Below are 18,155 nucleotides of genomic sequence, written 5' to 3' on the forward strand. Positions count from 1 at the left end.
AATATGGCTGTAGCGATAGTGAATCATGCGCTGGCAGCTATCAAAAAAATAGCGACCCTGGGGTCGCTCTTTTTGTTGGGTGCGGGGTTGAGGTGCTTTGCTATGCACCGGCCCGTCGGCGGTGGGCCTGCGCGGGCTCAGGCCTTCTTTACCTCGATGTGGTACAGCCCCCAGGGGCACAGGCCAAAGCGCTCCTTCACTGGCTTGTCTTTGAAGGCGGGCAGCACGTCCGCGTCGTACACGGCCCACTGGGGGCCCAGGCCGCCCAGGCCCATAGGCTGGCCGTCGATGTGGGTGGCGACGATCATGCGGTAGGCCTGCACGTCGGCCATGCTGATGTTGACGTTGTAGCCGTCCACCGCGCGCAGGCCCAGTTGCACGGGGCTGCCCGCTGCCACACCGGCGGCGGCCAGCACGGTGGTGAGCAGGGGGCCCTTGAGCGTGTGGGGCTTGCTGTCGTATTCGAGCGTGGGCTTGATGGTGACGGCGGGCATGCGCGCCAGGGCGGCGGCGTCCAGCGCGAAGGCCTTGTCAAACTGGATGCCGTGTTTGCCCATCATCTGGTCGATGGTGGTGTCCAGCGCGCCGCGGTTGGACTGGGTGATGGCGCCGCTGATGGTGAGCAGCGTCGGGCCGCTGGGGGCCTTGGCCGGTGTGGCGGCGTGGCTGCTGCCCGCGGCAGTCCACAGGCCTGCCAGGCCCATGCCGGCGGCGACGAAATTGCGCTTGTTCATGCTCATGGGAGGGTCCTCCTTGATGGAAATCAGGGGCGCATGGTAAGCGCAAGCGGTGCTCCCCGCCACGCAAAAAGTGGCACGGAATGTGGCTGCGGCGGCGGGGGTGTTTGTGCGTGTCAGGCCGCCTTGTCGATCGCGAAGGGGCGCAACACGTTTTTGAAGCTGCGGTCCCACAGGGGCGCCACTTGCGCGGGGCCGTCCAGCACGCCCAGTTGCAAAAAGGTGTCGGCCACCGCCTGGTGGCCTTGCACCACGGCGTCGTCCACGGGGCGCAGGTCGTAGTCGGTGCTGCGGCTGTTCCACAGCTCGATCAGGTCGCCCACGGGCACGCGGGTTTCGGCCGACTGGGCCCGGGCGTAGTCCAGGTAGTTGCCGTTGGCCCACTGGTAAGCGCGGCGCAGGCGCAGCAGGTAGTCGCTGATGGCGGCGTGGCGCGCGGGGTCGTCCACCGCGCGCGGGTTGGCATAGATGGGAAAGTTGCCCGACAAGTAGCCCACACCGGTCTTGATCACGCGGGCGCCGTAGCGCAGCCGCGCCAGCTGGCCGTTGTAGCCGTAGATGGCCCAGGCATCAAGGTCGCCCCGGTCAAAGGCCGAGAGCCCGTCGGCCGGCGTGAGGTTGATGGCCGTGATGTCGGCAAACGACAAGCCCGCTTCGGCCAGCTGCTTGCTCAGGTAGTAGTGCGAGGTGGTGGCGCGCACATAGCCCACGCGTTTGCCTTTCAGGTCGGCAATGCGCTGGATGGGGGCGTCTTTGCGGGCCAGGGTGACCTGATTGTTCAGGTCTTCGCGCACTACAGCGATGAAGCGCACCTGCGCTTTTTGCCGGGCGGCAAACAGGGCAGGGATCTCGCTGCCCGAGCCCAGGTCCAGCGCGTCGCCGTTCAGGGCCTCGATGTGCAGCACGCCGTTGTTCAGCTCGCGCCATTCGATGCGGTAGGGAGTGTTGCCCTGGCCCGATGCGGCAATGAGCGCGCGCCACAGGCCCTTGTAGGTGCCAATGCGCAGCGTGACCTTGGAAAGGTCGGGCGTGCCGGGCGATGCCGCCATTGCGGGCACACCCGCTGTGGCCGCCCATGCGGCGGCGCCCAGGCCGGTTTGGAGGAGATGGCGGCGGTTCAGTGAAGAAGGGGTATGGTGCATGGCAGGCTGGTGTGTGGATCGGTGTGTCAAGCCACAAGGTTCCAACAAGCCCGGCGGCAGCGCAAAGACCATTGCGTAGCATCGATATGCGGCAAACGCAGCACCCACCGTGGTGCATGCGAAAACCGCATGTGGTCACGCGGATTTCTTCGTTGGCGCGGGGCGGGGGCGCCCCTATGGTGGGCGGGTTCGTTTCTCTTTCGTCCACATCACCGATCTGGAAAGCCGCCGCCCATGTCTGCCGTCCTCAAGCCCCTGCCCGCCACCGACCTCGCCCGCAACCCCGCGCCGCAGCGCAAGGACTGGTTTGATGCGCCCAGCCCGCGCCCCACGGTGCAGGCCGAGCGCCGCTACCGGCAGGAGAACCTGGCCGTGGCCTTTCGGCTGTTTGCACAGCAGGGGTTTGACTACGGGCTGGCAGGCCACATCACTGCGCGCGACCCGGAGTGGACGGACCACTTCTGGGTGAACCCGCTGGGCGTGCATTTTTCGCAGATCAAGGTGTCCGACCTGCTGCTGGTGAACGCCGCAGGCGAGATCGTCATCGGCCAGGGCCCGCTGAACCGCGCGGCGTTTGCCATCCACGCGGCGTTGTACGAGACGCGGCCCGACATCATTGCTGCGGCCCACACCCATTCCACATACGGCAAGGCGTGGTCTGCGCTGGGCCGCAAGCTCGACCCGCTGACGCAGGACTCGTGCATCTTCTATGAAGACCACGCGCTGTTCGACGACTTCACGGGGGTGGTGCTGGAGACGGACGAGGGCTTTCGCATTGGCAAGGCGCTGGGGGCGCAGAAGGCGGTGATCCTGCAGAACCACGGCATCCTGACGGCGGGGCCGTCGGTGGAGGCGGCAGCGTGGTGGTACATCGCGCTGGAGAACGCCTGCCAGGCCCAGCTGCTGGCCGAGGCGGCGGGCACTCCCCAACCCATTCGCCATGAGATCGCGCAGCACACGCATGCGCAGATTGGCGGGCCCGGCGGTGCGCAGTTTGCCTTCAGGAGCATGTTCGACATCCTTGTGCGGCAGCAGCCCGAGGTGCTGCAATGAACGCGCCGCTGACCTGGGGGCAGGTGGCGCGCACGCTGGCGGTGGAGTTTGCCGAGCGCGCCGTGGCGCACGACCGGGACGGGAGTTTTCCGCACCAGAACTTTGCCGACCTGCAGCAGGCCGGGCTGCTGGCGCTGGCCGCGCCGCGCACGCTGGGCGGGCAGGGCGCGTCGGCCGCGCAACTGGGCGAGGTGATTGGCGCAGTGGGCCAGGGCTGCCCGGCCACCGCGCTGGTGCTGACCATGCAGTACATCCAGCAGCGCGGCATGGGGCGGCCCGGCTCCCCCTGGCCGCAGGCGCTGGCCCGGCAGCTGGTGCAGGAGTCGCACAACGAGGTGTCGCTCATCAATGCGCTGCGCGTGGAGCCCGAGCTGGGCTCGCCCGCACGTGGCGGCCTGCCTGCAACAGTGGCGCGGCATACGGCCGAGGGCTGGCGCATCAGCGGGCACAAGGTGTATTCGACCGGCGCGCCCATCCTGCGCTGGTATGTGGTGTGGGCCCGCACCGATGAAGAGGTGCCGCGCGTGGGCTCGTTCCTGGTGCGGGCCGGTTCGCCCGGCATCCGCATCGACGCCACCTGGGACCACCTGGGCCTGCGCGCCAGTGGCAGCCACGATGTGATCCTGCAGGACGTGCTGACCCCCCACGACCACGCGCTCGATGTGCGCCTGCCGCAGGACTGGGCCCGTGGCGAGCCCGCCATGCTGGCCGAGATGACGGTGATGCTGGGCGCGCTGTACACCGGCGTGGCCCGCGCGGCGCGCGACTGGGTGGTGCGCTTTCTGCGCGAGCGCACGCCCGCCAACCTGGGCGCACCCCTGTCCAGCCTGCCGCGCGCCCAGGAGGCCGTTGGCCGCATCGAGGCCCTGCTGCTCACCAACGACCGGCTGATCGCCAGCGTGGCGCATGACCTGGACACCGGCACCCTGGTGCCTGCGGTGGACAGCGGCCTCGTCAAAACCGTGGCCACGCAGAACGCCATCGACGTGGTGCAGGCGGCGCTGCAGCTGTCCAGCAACCACGGCCTGGCACGCAAAAACCCGCTGGAGCGCCACCTGCGCGATGTGCTGTGTGGCCGTGTGCACACCCCGCAGGAGGACAGCGCCCACATTGCCGCAGGCCGCCGCGCGCTGGGCCTGGGCTGAGACGATGAGAACGGATACACCATGAATGCCGTGCTGGCCCCCCGCCCCCTGGTGGTGTTGAACCAGACCGGTGCCGAGGCCGATGCCCTGGTGGCCGCAGCGGGCTTGCCCGTGGCCCTGGCCGACGATGCCGCTGCGCCTGCGTGGGAGCGCGCCGCTGATGCCGATGTGCTGTTCACCGGCCCGCGCAATGGCTGGCGCAATGCGCCCGCGCAGCCCCCGGCGGGCTGGCCGGGGCGCCTGCAGTGGGTGCATGTGGCGTCGGCGGGCATCGACTTCTTTCCGCCGTGGTTGCTGCAGGTGCCGCTGGTGACATGTTCACGCGGTGTGGCGGCTGTGCCCATTGCCGAATATGTGATCACGGCGCTGCTGGCACACCAGCGCGACTGGGACACACTGCGCGTGCAAGGGGCCGACCCATGGCGTGAGACCTTTGCGCGGGTGGACCAGCACCTGCCCGGCACCCTGCAGGGCCGCACGCTGGGCATTGCGGGCTATGGCGCCATTGGCCGCGCGGTGGCCGTGCGTGCACAGGCGCTGGGCATGCAGGTGGTGGCGCTGCGGCGTGGGGGTGCGCGGGTGGATGGAGGGGGTGAAGGGGATGAAGGCGTGCAGGCGGTGGGCTCCATCGAGCAGCTGCTGGCGGCGTCTGACCACCTGGTGCTGGCCCTGCCCATCACCGCGCAGACCTACCACCTCATCAACGCGGCCACGCTGGCCCATGCGCGGCCGGGGCTGCACCTTGTGAACATTGCGCGCGGCGCCCTGGTGGACCAGCAGGCATTGCTGCATGCGCTGGATGCGGGCCGCCTGTCGGGCGCCACGCTGGATGTGACCGACCCCGAGCCTTTGCCCGACGGCCACCCTCTGTACCACCACTCGCGTGTGCGCATCACGCCGCATGTGTCGTGGGCCGCACAAGGGGCTGCGGAGGTGACGGCGCGCAAGTTTGTGGACAACCTGCAGCGCTTTGTGGCCGGGCTGCCGCTGCACGACGTGGTGGACAGGGTGCGCGGCTACTGAGCGCCGCAGGCCAGCGGGCCACCCCACCCACACCCCGCGCGCGCATGCGAAAACCGCATATGGATGCTTGCAAGCCTTCGTTGGCGCCGCGCGGGGTGGGTGATGCAATGAATGCCGAATCAACCTTGCCTTCATTGACCACACCATGCTGCGCCGCCAATTCCACCATCTGCTGACCGCCTCGGTCGCTGCCAGTTCATTCCTGTCGCCCGTTCTCACCCATGCCCAAACCTCGTCACGCGTGCTGCTGCGTGCGGGCGATCAGAAGGGTGGGCTGCAGGCGCTGCTGGACGCAGCGGGCGAGCTCAAGAACCTGCCCTACGACATCAAGTGGAGCGAGTTCCCGGCGGCTGCGCCGCTGGCCGAGGCGCTCAACGCCAACGCGGTGGACTTTGGCCCCATTGGCGATGCGCCGCTGCTTTTTACGCTGGCGGCGGGCAGCCGGGTCAAGGCGTTTGCGGCCAGCCGGTCAGATGCCTACGGCACGGCCGTGCTGGTGGCGCCCCACTCGCCGCTCAAGACGGCGGCCGACCTCAAGGGCAAGAGCATTGCCACCAACCGGGGCTCCATCGGCCATCTGGTCACCCTCAAGGCGCTGGAGTCGGCAGGCCTCAAGGCCGACGATGTGCAGCTGCGCTTCATCCCGCCGCCAGACGCCAAGCTGGCGCTGACGCAGGGCTCGGTCGATGCCTGGGCCACGTGGGAGCCCTACACCGCGCTGGCCGAGACCAGCGGCCATGCGCGCGTGCTGGTCAGCGGCCGGGGCCTGTGGTCGGGCCTGAGCTTTTTGGCAGCCACCGATGCGGCCCTGGCAGAAAAGCGTGCGGCGCTGGCGGACTTCAAGGAGCGCGTGGCGCGTGCGCAGGTGTGGTCGTACCAGAACGCCAAGCCGTTTGGCCAGTCGCTGGCGCGCATCGTGGGCATTCCGGCCGATGCGGCGCAGCTGCAGTTTGAGCGCCGCGCCACCCGCTGGCAGGACATCGACGCCCAGGTGCTGGCCGACCAGCAGAAGACGGCCGACTTTTACCTGGCGGCAGGCCTCATCAAGCAGCGGCTGGATGTGCGGGGCACGTTCGACACCAGTTTCAATGGGGGTAAGGGCTGAGGACGTCTGCTCCCGACCGTTCGCCGTTCGGCATTCGCCGTTTGCAGTCCGTCCGTCCCGGTGGGCGTTGGGCGGGTTGATGCGCTGGATGTCGTTCGCCAACCATCAACGGAACGCGCTGGTGTGTCCAACGCGCCCCTCCCTGACCTTGAGCCACCGGGGTGCATGCCGCCCCGCGCCAGCAACCTTGCGCCAGCCGCACCACAATCGGGTCATATGACCTCTTCTTCGACGATGCTGCGAGTGATCAGCCTGGCAGCCTTTTGCAGCATGGCCTCCATGCGTGTGTGCGACCCGATGCTGGTGTCTCTGGCTCGCGAGTTTGCTGTCACCACGGGCGATGCTTCGGCCGTCATTGCGGCGTTTGCCGTGTCTTATGGCGTGCTGCAGTTGTTTTATGGCCCGCTGGGCGACCGGCTGGGCAAGGTGCGCGTGGTGATTGGCGCCACGTTTGCCTGTGCGCTCTTCAGCGGCGTGACGGCGCTGGCGCCCACGCTGCCGGTGCTGGTGGCGGCGCGTGCGGCCATGGGGGCGTCAGCGGCGGGCATCATTCCGCTGTCGATGGCGTGGATTGGCGACAACGTGCCGTACGAGCAGCGGCAGGAGACCCTGGCGCAGCTGATGGTGGCCACGGTGTCGGGGATGATGGCCGGGCAGTGGTTTGGCGGCTTTGCGGTGGAGGCGCTGGGCTGGCGGGCGGCGTTTGTGGTGCTGTCGCTGCTGTTTTTGACGGCTGCCAGCCTGCTGTGGCGGCAGTCCCGCGCCATGGCTGCCGGCACGCCAGCGCCTGCGGCTGGCAGTGCGGTGCCACCCGCTTTTTCGCTGTCGGCGTACCTGGCCAACACGGCCGCGCTGCTGCGCATGCCCCGGGTGCGCTGGGTGCTGACCGTGGTGGCGGTGGAGGGCGCGCTGGCCTTTGGCACGCTGGCTTTTGTGCCCGCACGCATGGTGGACGGGTTTGGGCTGTCTGCCTCGGCCGCCGGTGGGGTGATGGTGCTGTATGGCGTGGGCGGGCTCATCTACAGCCTGCTGGCGCGCCGCTGGCTGGCGCTGCTGGGCGAGCGGGGCCTGGCGCTGGTGGGTGCGTCGCTGATTGCCGCCGGCCTGTTGCTGCTGGCCTGGGGGCCGGTGGCGGCCTGGGGCGTGCTGGGCTGCTTCTTTGCCGGGGTGGGGTTCTACATGCTGCACAACACGCTGCAGGTGCAGGCCACGCAGATGGCGCCGGAGGCGCGGGGCACGGCCGTCACGCTGTTTGCGTGCCTGCTGTTTTTGGGGCAGTCGCTGGGGGTGCTGCTGGTGGCGGCCAGTGTGGACCGGGGCTGGATTGCGCCCGTGTTCTCGGTGGCGGCGCTGGGGGTGCTGGTGCTGGGCGCGCTGGTGTCGCGCAAGGTGAATGGCAGGGTGGCGGCGCCTGCGGGGGCGTAGACCAGACTTGGCTGCATCGCGTCGGCTGCAATGCGCAAATAACTTTGATGTCTTATTACTTTATTTTTTGATAGTTTGATTCTTTATGGCGCAATAGTACATTCCCTGATCTTTGTGTCTTTTGGGGCCGAACCCGCGCCGCCCGGCGTGTGGCGGCCCTTTGTGTTTCATGATCGAACTACGGGGTATCACCCAAACCTACCAGGGCTCACAAGGCCCGGTCGAGGCGCTCAAGGGCATCGACCTCACCATCCAGCCGGGCGAAGTGTTCGGCATCATCGGCAAGAGCGGCGCGGGCAAAAGCTCGCTGGTGCGGGTGATCAACCTGCTCAACCGGCCCACCACGGGCCAGGTCATCGTGGGCGGGCAGGACCTGACCCGGCTGAACGACGCGCAGCTGCGCGAGGCGCGCCGCGAGATCGGCATGGTGTTCCAGCACTTCAACCTGCTGTCGTCACGCACCGTGTTTGACAACGCCGCGCTGCCGCTGGAGCTGGCGGGCATGGACAAGGCCGCCATCCGCGCGCGTGTGAACCCGCTGCTGGAGCTGGTGGGCCTGGCCCACCTGGCCGACCGCTACCCCGCGCAGATCAGCGGCGGGCAAAAGCAGCGCGTGGGCATTGCGCGCGCGCTGGCCAGCCGCCCCAAGGTGCTGCTGAGCGACGAAGCCACCTCGGCGCTGGACCCGGAAACCACGCGCTCCATCCTCGACCTGCTGCGCCAGGTCAACCGCGAGCTGGGCCTGACGGTGGTGCTCATCACCCACCAGATGCAGGTTATCAAGCAGGTGGCCGACCGTGTGGCTGTGATCGAAGCGGGCCGCATCGTGGAGCAGGGCCGCGTGCTGGACGTGTTCACCCGCCCGCAGCAGGCCATCACCAAGAGCCTGATCGACGAGATCCTGCCGCAAGAGCTGCCCGCCAGCGTGCTGGACCATGTGCGCAAGCTGGCAGGCCAACTGAGCGCAGGACGAACCGGCCAGCTGCTGCGCCTGTCTTACGCGGGTGACAGCGCCTACCAGCCCATCCTGTCGCAGCTGATCCGCCAGTTTGGCGTGGACATGAGCATCCTGCACGGGCAGGTGGATGAGATCCAGGACGAAACCTTTGGCTCGCTGGCCGTGTACGCCAGTGGCGAGGCCGAGAGCGTGCGGGGCGCCGTGGCGCACCTGCGCGCGGGCGGGGTCGAGGTGGAAGAAGTGGCCGTGGCCGGTTAAGAGGGAGCACACATCATGTTCAACAACTTCACGCCAGCCATGCTGGATCTGTTTGCCTCGTCGCTGTGGGAGACGCTCATCATGGTCGGCATCTCCGGCCTGGTGGGGGGCTTGCTGGGGGTGCCGCTGGGTGTGTTCCTGCGCCTGACCGATGACGGCGGTGTGCTGGAGAACGGCCCCGTCAACAAGCTGGTGGGCTGGCTGGTCAACGCCGTGCGGTCCACACCCTTCATCATCCTGCTGGTGGCCATCATCCCGTTCACGCGGCTCATCACCGGCTCGTCCATCGGCACCGCCGCCGCCGTGGTGCCACTGACCATTGCCGCTGCCCCGTTTGTGGCCCGCCTGGTCGAGGCCGCGCTGCGCGAGGTGGACCACGGCCTGGTCGAAGCCGCGCAGGCCATGGGCGCCACCACCAGCCAGATCGTGTGGAAGGTGCTGCTGCCCGAGGCGCTGCCCGGCATCGTGGCGGGCCTGACCATCACGTTTGTGAGCCTGACCGGCTACTCGGCCATGGCCGGTGCCATTGGCGGCGGCGGCCTGGGCGACCTGGGCATCCGCTACGGCTACCAGCGCTTTCTGCCCGAGATCATGCTGGCCGTGGTGCTGGTGCTGATTTTCTTTGTGCAAGCCGTGCAAAGCCTGGGCGACTGGGCGGTGCGCAAGCTCAGCCACCGTTGAGTGGTGGATGATTTGCTATTGAATCAATAGCTGCCGGCGCATGATCCACTAGCGCTTGCGGCCTGTTTGGCTTCCAACCCACGCGTGAAGGCACTGCGTGGGCCTCTGCGCTGGTCCTGGCTCTCTCGCACCCTCTGGGAGAGGTGCAGAAGCCAATCTCAGCCCGGCACCCGGTAGTGGTAGCCGTAGGCCGTCTTGAACCCCATCGATTCATACAGCCGCAGCGCAGGCGTGTTCTGCGCCCGCACCTGCAGGTAGGCGCTGGTTGCACCGGCCTCCATGCCCCAGTGCAGCAGCGCCTGCACCAGCGCGCGCCCGCGTCCGCCGCCCCGGTGCTCAGGCGCCACGGCCAGGTCGTACAGGCCCACCGCGCCGCGTTCCAGCACCGTCAGGCCAAAGCCCACGGCGTGGCCCTGGGCGTCGTGTTGCAGCGCATAGCCCACCGGGTGGGCGATGGCGTCCAGGATGCCGCGGTGCAGGTTGCGGTGGTGCGGCGCCACGCCGTTGGCCGCCGCAAAACCTTCCAGCCACGCGGGCGAGGGCGAAGTGCTGACCACGGCGGTGCCATCAGGCCGGGGCACCGAGCCCGGCGCCAGCGGCCGGTGCAGGACCAGCGAGGGGTCAAAATGCTGGTAGCCCGCATCCGCCAGCTCCTGGTCGGCCTCGGCCGGAGCCAGGGGGGAGATGCGGAACACAGCGGGCAAACCATGCCGCGCATACAGCGCCGCCGCCGCCTCGCGCACGCCGTCAAACGGTGCGCCGGGCACCAGCGCGTTGACCGAGTTGGCGCGCTTGGTGTAGCCGCCTGACAGCCGGAACACCCAGCCCCGGTGAAACACCGTCTGGTGCGCAGGCCAGGCGTTGAAGGCGCGCTCTTCCAGCGCGCGGACGAGGGCAGCGGGTGCGGTGTTGGCAATGAGGGCGGCGGTGTCGGTCATCGTTGGTTTATACCAACCCACCTTGACCATTCACCTCGCCAGCCACCCTGTGCGACAACTCTGTGCAACTGCTCTTGGCCCCTCGGTCAGTCGGTGGTGATCTTGTTGTCGGCCACCAGCTTGGCAAAACGTGCGGTGTCGGCCGCAATCTGCTCGGCCATCTGCGCGGGGGTGTTGCCGATGGGTTCGGCGCCAATGTCGTGCATGCGCTTTTGAAAGTCCGGCGACTGGATGACCTTGACCATTTCGGTGTTCAGCCGCGCCACCACATCGGCGGGCGTGCGGGCGGGGGCCAGCACACCAAACCAGGTACCGATGTCAAAGCCCGCAAAGCCACTTTCTTGCAGTGTGGGCACATCGGGCAGGGTGGACGAGCGCTTGGCCGTGGTCACCGCCAGGGCGCGCAGCTTGCCCGCCTTGATGTGCGGCAGTACGGGGGTGACGGTGTCGAACGACATCGACACCTGCCCGCCCAGCAGGTCGGTGGTGAGCGGGCCGCTGCCTTTGTAGGGCACATGCAGCAGGGGCTGGCCGATGGACGTGGCGAACTGCGTGCCGATCAGGTGCTGCGCCGTGCCCGCGCCGTTGGAGCCGTAGGAGAACTTGTTGGGCGTGGCCTTGATCAGCGCCACCAGCTCCTTCACGTCCTTGGCGGGCGTGGCCGCACTCACGGCCAGCACGTTGGGCACCAGCGCCACGGTGGTGATGGGTGCAAAACTCTTTTGAAAGTCGTAGTTGAGCTTTTTGTACACGCTCGTTGCAATGGTGTGGTGCACCGCGCCCATCAGCAGCGTGTAGCCGTCGGCGGGGGCCTTGGCCACGTAGTCGGCCCCGATGGTGGCGCCCGCGCCGCCCCGGTTTTCCACGATCACGGGCTGGCCCAGGGCCGTGCCCAGTTTTTCGCCCAGCGCACGGGCCAGCACATCGGTGGTGCCGCCGGCCGCAAAGGGCACAACGATGGTGACGGGTTTGGCCGGCCAGGCCTGCGCTTGCGCCGGTGCGCTGGGTAGCGCACAGGCAGCGCCAGCCAGGGCGGCCAGCGCCAGCAGGTGGTGCCGGCGTGTGGAGGGCGTTGTGGGCGGCGTTGATGGTGGGTGGTGCGGGGTTGCAATGCGTGTCATGGTTGTCTCCGTTGGGTTGTGGTTCTTGTGGTTGCTGGGCTAGGGACGTCGGTGCATGGCGTCAGCCCGTGGCTGCGATCAGGATCGCGCGGAAGTCGTTGACGTTGGTGCCCGTGGGCCCGGTGACCACGGCGTCGCCCAGCGCGCCAAAAAAGGAGTGGGCGTCGTGTGCGTCCAGCGCTGCGGTGGCGTGTTGGCCCAGTGCTGAGGCGCGCTCCAGCGTGTCGGGCGTGGCGATGGCGCCTGCCACGGGCTCCAGGCCATCGATTCCATCGGTGTCTCCGGCCAATGCGTACACGCCGGGCAAGCCCTTGAGCGACAGGGCCAGGGACAGCAGGCATTCCACATTGCGCCCACCGCGCCCCGGGGCTGGCATGGCTTGCCCTGGTGCCGGCGGGCGCAGGGTGACGGTGCTCTCGCCGCCACTCAGCAGCACGCGGTGCCGTGGTGACGGGGCCTTGGCGGCGTAGCGGGCGACACCGGCCAGCACGGTGCCCATGTCGCGGGCTTCGCCCTCCAGTGCATCGCCGAGCAGCGTGGGCTCGATGCCCGCCTGGCGCGCCACTTGGGCGGCTGCCTGCAGGGCCAGGTCGGGTGTAGCAATGACATGGGTGGTGATGGGGCCCAGCCGGGTGTTGCCGGGCTTGATGCTTTCGCTGGCGGCAGTGTCCAGTGCGGCCAGTACGGCGGGTGGCAGCGCAATGCGGTAGCGCTGCAAGATGGCCAGCGCCTGTGCACGGGTGGTCGGGTCGGCCACGGTGGGGCCTGAGGCCACGTCCAGCGGGTCGTCTCCCGGCACATCGGACATCACCAGGTTGACCACGCGGGCGGGGCTGCAGGCCAGGGCAAGCCGCCCGCCCTTGATGGCCGAGAGGTGGCGCCGCACACAGTTCATCTCGCCGATGCTGGCGCCGCTGCGCAGCAGGGCCTGGTTGAGCGCCTGCTTGTCTGTCAGCGTGACCCCAGGGAATGGCAAGGGCAGCAGCGCCGAGCCGCCGCCCGACCACAGGCCAATCACCAGGTCGTCCGCTGTGAGGCCCGCCACTGCGGCCAGCATCTGCTGCGCAGCCGCCAGGCCCGCCGCATCGGGCACGGGGTGGGCAGCCTCCAGCACGCGGATGTGCTGGCAGGCGGCAGCATGCCCGTAGCGTGTGACCACCACGCCAGAGAGCGGCGTGGGCCAGTGGGCTTCCAGCACCTGCGCCATCTGCGCCGATGCCTTGCCCGCGCCGATCACCACCGTGCGGCCCCGGGGCGGGGCAGGCAGGTGCGGCGGCAGACATATCGCGGGCTGCGCGGATGCGATGGCGGCGTCGAACATGCTGCGCAGCCAGTGGCGGGCCTGGGTGTCGATGTGTGTGCTCATCGGGTCGAGGGGCAGGGCGCAGTGTGTTGGAGCCACGCAGCTCAGGCGGCCTTTTGCAACTGCGTGCTGCTGATCAGCGCGCACATGGCGTCGGTCACCTGCGCCGTGGTGGCCGTGCCGCCCAGGTCGCGGGTGTGCAGGGCAGGGTTGGCGGTGACCTGTTCGATGGCCTGCATCACGCCGCGCGCGGCGTCGGCCTCGCCCAGGTGCTCCAGCAGCATCACCACCGACCAGAAGGTACCGATGGGGTTGGCCAGGCCCTTGCCCATGATGTCGAACGCCGAGCCGTGGATGGGCTCGAACATGCTGGGGTAGCGGCGCTCGGGGTCGATGTTGCCGGTGGGCGCAATGCCCAGGCTGCCCGCCAGCGCGGCGGCCAGGTCGCTGAGGATGTCGGCGTGCAGGTTGGTGGCCACGATGGTGTCGAGCGTGGCTGGGCGGTTAACCATGCGGGCCGTGGCGGCGTCGACCAGCTCCTTGTCCCATTTCACGTCGGGGAACTCGGTGGCCACCTGCGCGGCAATCTCGTCCCACATCACCATGGCATGGCGCTGCGCGTTGCTCTTGGTGATGACGGTGAGCAGCTTGCGGGGGCGGGATTGGGCCAGGCGGAAGGCGTAGCGCAGGATGCGTTCCACCCCCACGCGGGTCATGATGGACACATCGGTCGCCGCCTCGATGGGATGGCCCTGGTGCACGCGGCCGCCCACGCCCGAGTATTCGCCCTCGGAGTTTTCGCGCACGATGACCCAGTCCAGGTCCTTGGGAGTGCAGCGCTTCAGGGGCGCATCAATGCCCGGCAGGATGCGCGTGGGCCGCACGTTGGCGTACTGATCGAACCCTTGGCAGATCTTCAGGCGCAGGCCCCACAGCGTGATGTGGTCGGGGATGTCCGGGTCGCCCGCCGAGCCGAACAGGATGGCATCCTTGCCGCGCAGCGCATCAAGCCCGTCGGCCGGCATCATCACGCCGTGGGCGCGGTACCAGTCGCCGCCCCAGCCGAAGTTTTCGAACTGGAACTGCAGGCCCGCATGGCGGGCGGCCAGGGCTTCGAGCACGCGCTGGCCGGCGGGAATCACTTCCTTGCCGATGCCGTCTCCGGGGATGGTGGCGATTTGGTAGATTTTCATGAAGGTCTCTGGTCTTGGTGTGTGAAAGCGTCGGGAAAGGCCTGTGGGGATGTCGGGCCGCGAAAAGCGGGTGGAACAAAAAAGTGAGAGCGACTGTAGGCATCCGCTCGTTGTAAAAATGGCGGCCAAGTGAATCCATCGTTAACCTGCAGTTGATAATGCGGCGATGAGCTCCACCATCCAGCCCGCAGAACTGGGCTTCTTCTCGGCACTGGCGGCCAGCCCCAGCCTGAGCGCCGCCGGGCGCGAAATGGGTGTTTCCACCGCCGCCGTGAGCAAACACCTGGCGCAGATGGAAAAGCGCCTGGGTGTGGTGCTCATCAACCGCACCACCCGGCGCATGAGCCTCACGCCCGAGGGCGAGCTGCTGCTGGAGCACGCGCGCCGCATCCTGCGCGAGATCGATGCGCTGGACGAACTCATCGTGCAGTCCAAGGCCAGCCCCAAGGGCCTGCTGCGCGTGAATGCCACGCTGGGTTTTGGCCGCATGCACATTGCGCCCGTGATCTCGGACTTTGTGCGCCAGTACCCCGAAGTGGATGTGCAGCTGCAGCTGTCGGTGCACCCGCCACCGATCACCGACGATGCCTACGATGTGTGCGTGCGTTTTGGCGAGCCGCCCGACGGCCGCGTGATTGCCCGCCGCATGGCACCCAACCGGCGCGTGCTGTGCGCCGCACCCGCCTACCTGGAGCAGCATGGCAGGCCCCGCGTGCCGCGCGACCTGATGGAGCACCAGTGCATCGGCATCCGCCAGGGCGACGAGGCCTACGGCCTGTGGCGCCTGACCACCGGGCGTGGCAGCAAGGCGCACACCGAGTCGATCAAGATCACCGGCAACCTCACCACCAACGACGGCGAGATCGCTGTACTGTGGGCGCTGCAAGGCCACGGCATCGTGATGCGCGCCGAGTGGGACGTGAACCGCCATCTGGCCCAGGGCCTGCTGGAGCCCGTGCTGCCGCAGTACCACACGCCTGCGGCCGACATCTACGCGGTGTACCCGCAGCGGCACCAGTTTTCGACGCGGGTGCAGGCGTTTGTGGGGTTCCTGGCCGAGGCATTGGACGCGTCAGGCACGCTGGCAGGAGTGGGCGTGGGTGGCCGCACGGACAAGCGGCGGGCCGTGCGGGTTTCTTGACCTGATGGGTGGCGCGCGGGCCGCTGCCGGGTTAGGGTGTTGCCGAGGCATCCTGTGATGCCTCTCTGCCCCCGGACCTGTACCTGGCTTTCATTGCCCCTGCTTTGCCCATGAAAACGTTGTTGCCGCTCATCCCCCCGCTGTTGGTTGCCCTGTTTGCCGGGCCTGCGCAGGCCGCCGATTCGCAGGTGGCAGCCGATTGGTCCCTGTCCGCCGATGGCGCTTATGTGTTGGACCAGCGTGCCGGCCTGGCCTGGCCACGCTGTGTGGAGGGCATGCAATGGACCGGCAAAACCTGCACGGGCCAGCCCCTGCTGCTGGACCGTGCCGAGGCCACGGCCCTGGCCTCTGACCGCTGGAAGGCCGAGGGTGTAGGCTGGCGCCTGCCCCGTGCGACAGAGCTGCAGCGGCTGGTGGACAAGGCGCTGTCGCCCCCGGGCCTCAACCCCCTCCTGTTCCCGGCGGCGCCGGGCCAGTGGCACTGGTCGTCCACTGCCAACGTGAGCGCGCCCAGCGTCAACCCTTACACCTACGGCAACATCGCCCAGGGCCGCGCAGGCGACGGCGCACGGCAGGCGGCCATGATCAACGGCTGGGCGGTGAACCTGTCCACCGGCGAGGCGCGCGGCGATGCCGCGCGGGCCAGCAAGCTGCCCGTGCGGCTGGTGCGGCCGATGCCGGTAGGGCGGTAAGGGCCTCAGCCTGCGCGCGCCTCGTCGCCGCGCTGTCCCAGGCGCTCCTGCAGGAACTCGATGAAGCGCTGCACCTTGGCGGGTAGCAAGCGGGTTTCCGTCAGCGCATAGACCGGCGTCGGCTTGCCCGCCCACTCCGGCAGGACCTTCTGCAGGCGGCCCGCCGCCACATCATCGGCCACGATTTCTGCGGGCAGGAGAACGACGCCCATGTCCAGTGTGGCCAGGCTGCGAAACATGCCCACGCTGTTGACCAGAAACCGCCCGCCCACTTCCACCCTCACGGTTTCTTCGCCCCGGTGCAGCTCCCAGGTGGCGGCCTTGGCAAACCCCAGGCACTCGTGCCCGGACAGTTGCGATGGGTGTTCTGGGACTCCCGACACCTTCAGGTAGCCGGGTGACGCATAGGCCTGCACCGACAGCCTGGCCAGCAGCCGGGCAATCAGATTGGAGTCACGGAGTTCACCCATGCGGATGGCGACGTCAAACGGTTCGGAGACCAGGTCTACCCGCCGGGGAGTGAGGTCGAAATCGAAGCTGATGCCAGGATAGCGGCGCGCGAAGTCTGCCACCAGTGGGGCCATGTAGATGGTCGCGAAATCGACCGGGAGTGATGCGCGCAGCACGCCGCTGGGCTGCGCGAGCATTTCGCTGAGCTGTTCGTGTGCTATGCGCGCTTCATCCACGATCCGTCGGCTGCGCTCGTAATACAGCTGCCCGGCCTCCGTGAGTTCGACCTTGCGGGTCGTGCGATGCAGCAGTCGCAGGCCGATGGCTTTCTCCAGTGCGCTGATCCTGCGTGACAGGGTCGAGTTCGGTACGCCGGTCACATCGGCCGCGCCCCGAAAGCTGCGTGCCTGTGCCACTTCCACAAACAGCGCCATGTCATTCAGCAACTCCAATTGATTGCTCCATTTTTGAATCAATGATTGCCATTTTGATGTATTTATCTCTTGGTGGGAATAATAAAAAATACCGACATCGCAGTCACAGGACCGATTCGATGTTCACCAGCACAGCAGTTCTATCCCGCACCCGCAAAAGCACAAGGCGTGTTCCCGCTGAGCGGGATGCTCCAGGCGGCCCGCGCTGTTGAACGGGCCATCGCGGCCTCTTTGCCAACCCCAACCTCAAACCCAAGGAATCCCCATGAACCCCCTGTTCACTCCCGTCCGCATCGGCCGTCTCGTCGCCCCGAACCGCGTCCTCATGGCTCCCATGACACGCTCTCGCGCCAGCGATGACGGTGTGGTGGGCGACATCACGGTGACCTACTACGCCCAGCGCGCCAGTGCCGGTCTGATCATCACCGAGGGCGTGTTTCCTTCGGCCCTGGGCAAGGGCTACGTCAACACGCCCGGCATCGAGACGCAAGCCCAGGTCGTGGCCTGGAAGAAAGTGACCGAGGCGGTGCATGCCCGTGGCGGGCGCATCTTCATGCAGCTCATGCACTGCGGCCGTGTGTCGCACCCTTCGCTGCTCCATGGCCAGACGCCTGTGGCGCCCTCCGCCATCCAGCCCGAGGGGCAAGCCTGGACACCGACGGGTCAGGTGGACTTCGTGACGCCCCGTGCGCTGGGTCTGGAAGAAATTGCCGGGGTCATCGACGACTACCGCCAGGCCACCCGCCGGGCCCTCGACGCGGGCTTTGACGGTGTCGAGCTGCACGCTGCGTCGGGGTACCTTCCCGAACAGTTCCTGTCCTCGGGAAGCAACCAGCGCACGGACCTGTACGGCGGCTCGGTCGAGAACCGCGCGCGGTTCGTTCTGGAGGTGCTGGACGCCATGACCGCCGAAGCCGGCGCAGACCGTGTCGGTATCAAGATTTCGCCAGAGATGAACTACAACAGCATCACGGATGCCGCGCCCCCAGAGACCTACACGCACCTCGTGGGTCAACTGCGCGACCGGGGCCTGGCGTACCTGCATGTCGCACTGTTCGGTAACCCTGCCGTGGACTACCACGCCGTGCTGCGACCCCTGTTCAACGGCACCTACCTGGCGGGAAGCGGCCTCACGCAGGAAAGCGCCGAGAAGCTGCTGCAAGACAAGCAGGCCGACGCTGCGGTGTTTGGTGCGTCGTTTCTTGCCAACCCCGACCTGCCGGAGCGCTTTCGCGTGGGCGCCGCGCTCAACGCACCTGACCGCAGCACGTTCTTCGCACCACCGACTGCCAGGGGCTACATCGACTATCCCGTGCTGAAGCCCGCCGAAGTCGATTGAGGTGCCCTGGCGCTACA

At 67.8% G+C, this 18,155-nt stretch carries 17 protein-coding genes; 10 read left to right on the forward strand and 7 right to left on the reverse strand.

Translation table 11 applies throughout. The features are described from left to right. Positions 1-137: 137 nt before the first annotated feature. The gene (locus tag C8C95_RS19345) at positions 138-734 is read right to left on the reverse strand and encodes a molybdopterin-dependent oxidoreductase (RefSeq protein ID WP_116750368.1); all 597 of its coding nucleotides are present in this window, start codon (positions 732-734) and stop codon (positions 138-140) included. Between the two features lie 119 nt (positions 735-853). Next, positions 854-1,879, reverse strand: coding sequence for an ABC transporter substrate-binding protein (locus C8C95_RS19350; protein WP_116749638.1), 1,026 nt, complete (start codon positions 1,877-1,879; stop codon positions 854-856). 234 nt (positions 1,880-2,113) lie between these two features. Here C8C95_RS19350 and C8C95_RS19355 point away from each other — a divergent pair, with 234 nt between their 5' ends. The 7 genes from C8C95_RS19355 (at position 2,114) to C8C95_RS19385 (ending at position 9,527) form a co-directional block, all read left to right on the forward strand. Continuing rightward, a complete protein-coding gene (locus C8C95_RS19355) occupies positions 2,114-2,932 on the forward strand; it encodes a class II aldolase/adducin family protein (RefSeq protein WP_116749639.1) in 819 nt (272 codons plus the stop codon). Beyond that, entirely contained in the window at positions 2,929-4,077 is a 1,149-nt protein-coding gene (locus tag C8C95_RS19360; RefSeq protein ID WP_116749640.1) for an acyl-CoA dehydrogenase family protein, read from the forward strand. The genes C8C95_RS19355 and C8C95_RS19360 overlap by 4 nt, the downstream gene beginning before the upstream one ends. A gap of 21 nt (positions 4,078-4,098) precedes the next feature. Continuing rightward, positions 4,099-5,100 carry an NAD(P)-dependent oxidoreductase gene (locus C8C95_RS19365; protein WP_116749641.1) on the forward strand — a complete coding sequence of 334 codons (1,002 nt, stop codon included), beginning with the start codon at positions 4,099-4,101 and terminating at the stop codon, positions 5,098-5,100. Positions 5,101-5,245: 145 nt separating this feature from the next. Beyond that, positions 5,246-6,205 (forward strand): ABC transporter substrate-binding protein, encoded by a 960-nt coding sequence (locus C8C95_RS19370; RefSeq protein ID WP_056067582.1) that lies wholly within the window; start codon positions 5,246-5,248, stop codon positions 6,203-6,205. Positions 6,206-6,421: 216 nt separating this feature from the next. After that, positions 6,422-7,630: an MFS transporter gene (locus C8C95_RS19375; protein WP_243415728.1), complete on the forward strand. Its 1,209-nt coding sequence runs from the start codon at positions 6,422-6,424 to the stop codon at positions 7,628-7,630. Between the two features lie 169 nt (positions 7,631-7,799). Continuing rightward, on the forward strand, positions 7,800-8,846 hold the full coding sequence (locus tag C8C95_RS19380; protein ID WP_116749643.1) for a methionine ABC transporter ATP-binding protein: 1,047 nt from the start codon (positions 7,800-7,802) through the stop codon (positions 8,844-8,846). A gap of 15 nt (positions 8,847-8,861) precedes the next feature. Continuing rightward, entirely contained in the window at positions 8,862-9,527 is a 666-nt protein-coding gene (locus C8C95_RS19385; RefSeq protein WP_056067588.1) for a methionine ABC transporter permease, read from the forward strand. Positions 9,528-9,685: 158 nt separating this feature from the next. On the opposite strand, the gene C8C95_RS19390 is transcribed toward C8C95_RS19385, so the two are convergent. From C8C95_RS19390 to C8C95_RS19405, 4 genes are all read right to left on the reverse strand, one after another. Next, positions 9,686-10,465 carry a GNAT family N-acetyltransferase gene (locus C8C95_RS19390; protein WP_243415729.1) on the reverse strand — a complete coding sequence of 260 codons (780 nt, stop codon included), beginning with the start codon at positions 10,463-10,465 and terminating at the stop codon, positions 9,686-9,688. An 86-nt stretch (positions 10,466-10,551) separates the two neighbouring features. Continuing rightward, positions 10,552-11,586: a tripartite tricarboxylate transporter substrate binding protein gene (locus tag C8C95_RS19395; RefSeq protein WP_116749644.1), complete on the reverse strand. Its 1,035-nt coding sequence runs from the start codon at positions 11,584-11,586 to the stop codon at positions 10,552-10,554. A gap of 61 nt (positions 11,587-11,647) precedes the next feature. Next, a complete protein-coding gene (locus C8C95_RS19400) occupies positions 11,648-12,952 on the reverse strand; it encodes a glycerate kinase (protein WP_116749645.1) in 1,305 nt (434 codons plus the stop codon). Positions 12,953-12,993: 41 nt separating this feature from the next. Beyond that, entirely contained in the window at positions 12,994-14,082 is a 1,089-nt protein-coding gene (locus C8C95_RS19405) for a tartrate dehydrogenase (protein ID WP_116749646.1), read from the reverse strand. 166 nt (positions 14,083-14,248) lie between these two features. Here C8C95_RS19405 and C8C95_RS19410 point away from each other — a divergent pair, with 166 nt between their 5' ends. Both C8C95_RS19410 and C8C95_RS19415 read left to right on the forward strand, forming a co-directional pair. Further along, positions 14,249-15,223 (forward strand): LysR substrate-binding domain-containing protein, encoded by a 975-nt coding sequence (locus tag C8C95_RS19410; RefSeq protein WP_116749647.1) that lies wholly within the window; start codon positions 14,249-14,251, stop codon positions 15,221-15,223. A gap of 110 nt (positions 15,224-15,333) precedes the next feature. Beyond that, entirely contained in the window at positions 15,334-15,915 is a 582-nt protein-coding gene (locus C8C95_RS19415; protein ID WP_116749648.1) for a DUF1566 domain-containing protein, read from the forward strand. A 5-nt stretch (positions 15,916-15,920) separates the two neighbouring features. Here C8C95_RS19415 and C8C95_RS19420 read toward each other — a convergent pair whose 3' ends face one another. Continuing rightward, positions 15,921-16,817: a LysR family transcriptional regulator gene (locus C8C95_RS19420; protein ID WP_116749649.1), complete on the reverse strand. Its 897-nt coding sequence runs from the start codon at positions 16,815-16,817 to the stop codon at positions 15,921-15,923. Positions 16,818-17,064: 247 nt separating this feature from the next. On the opposite strand from C8C95_RS19420, the gene C8C95_RS19425 reads away from it, so the two are divergent. Continuing rightward, the gene (locus C8C95_RS19425) at positions 17,065-18,138 is read left to right on the forward strand and encodes an alkene reductase (RefSeq protein WP_116749650.1); all 1,074 of its coding nucleotides are present in this window, start codon (positions 17,065-17,067) and stop codon (positions 18,136-18,138) included. Positions 18,139-18,155: the final 17 nt, after the last annotated feature.

Source organism: Acidovorax sp. 99 (assembly GCF_003096455.1).
Lineage (GTDB): Bacteria > Pseudomonadota > Gammaproteobacteria > Burkholderiales > Burkholderiaceae_C > Acidovorax > Acidovorax delafieldii.